Annotated in this window: 6 protein-coding genes; all 6 read right to left on the reverse strand. The window is 42.2% G+C overall.

From position 1 onward, the window contains the following. Window positions 1-188 precede the first annotated feature (188 nt). On the reverse strand, window positions 189-599 hold the full coding sequence (locus JWR23_RS07035; RefSeq protein WP_299514703.1) for a DUF6691 family protein: 411 nt from the start codon (window positions 597-599) through the stop codon (window positions 189-191). Continuing rightward, window positions 596-1,156 (reverse strand): YeeE/YedE thiosulfate transporter family protein, encoded by a 561-nt coding sequence (locus JWR23_RS07040; RefSeq protein ID WP_299514706.1) that lies wholly within the window; start codon window positions 1,154-1,156, stop codon window positions 596-598. The genes JWR23_RS07035 and JWR23_RS07040 overlap by 4 nt, the downstream gene beginning before the upstream one ends. 5 nt (window positions 1,157-1,161) lie before the next feature. Further along, window positions 1,162-1,950, reverse strand: coding sequence for a sulfite exporter TauE/SafE family protein (locus JWR23_RS07045; RefSeq protein ID WP_299514709.1), 789 nt, complete (start codon window positions 1,948-1,950; stop codon window positions 1,162-1,164). 57 nt (window positions 1,951-2,007) lie between these two features. Continuing rightward, complete coding sequence (locus tag JWR23_RS07050; protein WP_299514712.1) at window positions 2,008-2,616, reverse strand: Crp/Fnr family transcriptional regulator; 609 nt, start codon at window positions 2,614-2,616, stop codon at window positions 2,008-2,010. Between the two features lie 88 nt (window positions 2,617-2,704). After that, window positions 2,705-2,935, reverse strand: coding sequence for a substrate-binding domain-containing protein (locus JWR23_RS07055; RefSeq protein WP_367277523.1), 231 nt, complete (start codon window positions 2,933-2,935; stop codon window positions 2,705-2,707). A 71-nt stretch (window positions 2,936-3,006) separates the two neighbouring features. Next, a partial coding sequence (locus JWR23_RS07060) for a substrate-binding domain-containing protein (RefSeq protein WP_299514716.1) occupies window positions 3,007-3,188 on the reverse strand: 182 nt, incomplete at its 5' end.

Here is a 3,188-nt window from a genome sequence, read left to right on the forward strand (position 1 = left end):
GCGTGCGGATGCGTTTCAATTACCCCAATAATTGTTGCCTCATGTTTTTCAGCATAAGCTAAATAGGGGCTTATATCCCTTGCCGGATCTATTAAAATTACCTGGCGGTCACATTCGCTTAAAATCGCATAAGAATAATGCGATAGTCCTTTATCTTCAAATTGTTCAATTTTCATTTTTATTTGTAATTAATGAGGCAATTTTTCTTTTAATAAACCATAAACCCAGGTTCCGCCAATAGCGCTTAATAGTGTAATGATGATAACCGAAAAGCCACTGCCGATCTGCGCGAACAGCGGCCCCGGACACGCGCCTGTAATGGCCCAGCCCAATCCAAATATCAGTCCGCCATATACATTACCCCAATGGAATTTTTTGTCAGGGATTACGATTGGCTCGTCATGTATTGTTTTTAGCTGAAACCGTTTGATCAATAATATTGAAACTATCCCAACCACTATTGCGCTTCCGATTACGCCATACATGTGGAACGCCTGCAGGCGAAACATTTCCTGAATTCTGAACCAGGAGATCACCTGAGATTTAACGAGTATAATGCCGAACAGCATTCCCACGATCAAAAATTTGATATTTTTCATAGCTGTAATAAATAAGGTAAGATGAACCAGGTCATGATAAAGCCGCCCACCATAAAGCAACAGGTAGCTACTAATGATGGCCACTGTAAAGAGGATATTCCCATGATGGCATGACCAGAAGTGCATCCGCCGGCATAACGTGTTCCGAAGCCAACTAAGAAGCCCCCTGCTATCATGAATACAAATCCCCGTAAAGTAAATAGCTGGCTAAAGCTGAATACATCTTGTGGCAGTAAACCGCTGAAATCTTTAACACCTTCCTGTTTAAGTAGCGCGGCAGTAGCAGGATTAATACTCACCTGCCCGGGAACTGAAAGAAAGTAAGTGGCTATAAACCCGCCTATGATTACACCCAAAACAAAAAATAGGTTCCAGCTTTCTTTTTTCCAGTCGTAGTTAAAGAAGGAAATATTAGCCGGGATGCAAGCCGCGCAGACCTGGCGGAGTGTCGATGAGATACCGAACGTTTTATTGCCCAGTAACAATAAAGCCGGCACGATTAGCCCGATCAGCGGCCCGGCGATATACCAGGGCCAGGGTTGAAAAATGATATTCATATTTTCTATTTATATAAAGTTGTAATTAAAACAAATAATCCCATCGCGAGCACGAACCAACCAAAGGCCGGTTTCAATTTAGCATCGTTAATATGTTTAATGAGGTAGCTTCCCATGATAATTCCGGCTATGGCAAATGCTGAAAACATTATTAAAAAACTATAATTGATAGGTGCATGACGACTTATATCTCCCAATACCCCCAATAATGAACTGATGGTCATGACCATTAGTGATGTACCCACCGCTTTTTTCATAGGTAAGCCGGCAAACAAAACTAATGAGGGGATAATCAAAAAGCCGCCAACAACGCCAACAAAACCGGTGATAATGCCAACGATGATACTTTGGATTACCAATTTGTTATAACTCAATTGCGAATCGCTGGCTAAAATTTCCTTCTTTTTCCTGATCATTGAAACTGAAGCGGCCACCATCAAAATCGCAAAAACAAGCATCAACAATACAGATTTGGTTAGTTCAAAAGAACCTATGTTTAACAAGAGATGCGGCATAGCAGGCATTACCCATTTACGCATGACGAACACAGCTATTAAGGAAGGAATACCAAACAGCAAAGCTATTTTAAGGTTGACATTGTTTTTGCGGTAATGACTTATTGCTCCAGCCGAACTGGTTAACCCTACAACAAAAAGGGAATATGTTGTTGCCATAACCGGATCTACCCGGAAAAAGTAAACCAGGATAGGAACGGTCAGAATAGAGCCGCCACCGCCAATGAGACCTAATGATAACCCAATTAATATTGCTGCCGCGTACCCTGTTATTTCCACTTGTTTAAAATATAGAACAAATGTATCAGGTAATGAGCCCGGAGTTTGTGACCTATGTTACAGAGCCGTTTTTAAAGTGATTTTATTCCGGGATAAGGTGATCAATTGTTGTTTTTCCATCTGTTTTAACAGCCGGGAGATCACTTCGCGTGTAGTTCCTAATTCTTCGGCCAGCTGCTGATGTGTAATGCTGAACTCGTTTGACCCATAAACGCTGGCTTTCCTTTTTAGTAAAGTAACTATCCGGTCGTCTAATTTTTGGAAGGCTACAGCATTGATCACATCGAGTAGTTCCTCAAATCGTTTATGATAAAGTTTAAATATAAAGTCGGCCCATTCCGGATAAACTTTGATCCATTCGCTGGCTTTTGCCACGGGTAACATCAGCACCTCAGAATCTTCTTCCACTACTAATTTAACCTTACTGGTATCCTCATGTATCCCGGCTAAAAAGGACATGATACAGCTTTCGCCCGGTTTAATATAATAGAGCAATACTTCCCGGCCATCATCATCCTGGCGCATTACCCGCATACTGCCGGAAAGCACCACCGGTATGGAACGTACATAGCTGTTGGATTGCATCAGAACCGTTTCTGCAGGAAGTATCTTGCGTTGACTGTTAACATGCAGTTCTTCTTCTAATATGGCTCCGAATAGTCTCATGGTACAAAGATAGCGTAAGAATGGGTCTTTCAGGGTTTAAAATATGTTTCAGGTTACCCGGCCTCACCAATATGGCCGCTATTCCTTTTTATAATTCAACCCTTGTAATTGCGTCAACCAGTTCCGGATGGTTTTGTATAAATTGGGTGAGCCCGTATTCGGCACCACCATAAATTGAATCAGCATTTTGCTGCGCTTGAGCCAGCCACTTTGTATCGGGGCCACCAGTTACTTTTACCAGGATGCCAGTTTTCGCTGTAAATGCTTTTGCGCATTCCTGCATGGCAGAAGTTGGGCCACCTGGACCATAAACGTACAGGGTGTCTGTTTGAGCGAAAACCTACAGGCTGCTTATAGCTGCAATAAGCATTAAAATGTACTTTTTCATGTCTACATAGTTGTAAATCCGTATTTCCTGTAAATGGCTTTGGCTGCCGGGCTAATTAAAAAATCCATAAAGTCTTTAGCACCCTGTACATGCGGTGCATTTTTCATTTGCCCGGCTACGTAGGTAGCAGTGATGTTTTCACCAGCCGGGATCTCTACCATATCAACCGGGTGTTTGATCATTA

The organism is Mucilaginibacter sp., assembly GCF_028288205.1.
In the GTDB taxonomy this organism is placed as follows: domain Bacteria; phylum Bacteroidota; class Bacteroidia; order Sphingobacteriales; family Sphingobacteriaceae; genus Mucilaginibacter.

What these genes read in the sequence shown, in the direction of transcription:
- JWR23_RS07040 (WP_299514706.1), bottom strand. Translation starts at nt 1,156, where the DNA reads ATGAATATCATTTTTCAACCCTGGCCCTGGTATATCGCCGGGCCGCTG.
- JWR23_RS07050 (WP_299514712.1), bottom strand. Translation starts at nt 2,616, where the DNA reads ATGAGACTATTCGGAGCCATATTAGAAGAAGAACTGCATGTTAACAGT.
- JWR23_RS07035 (WP_299514703.1), bottom strand. Translation starts at nt 599, where the DNA reads ATGAAAAATATCAAATTTTTGATCGTGGGAATGCTGTTCGGCATTATA.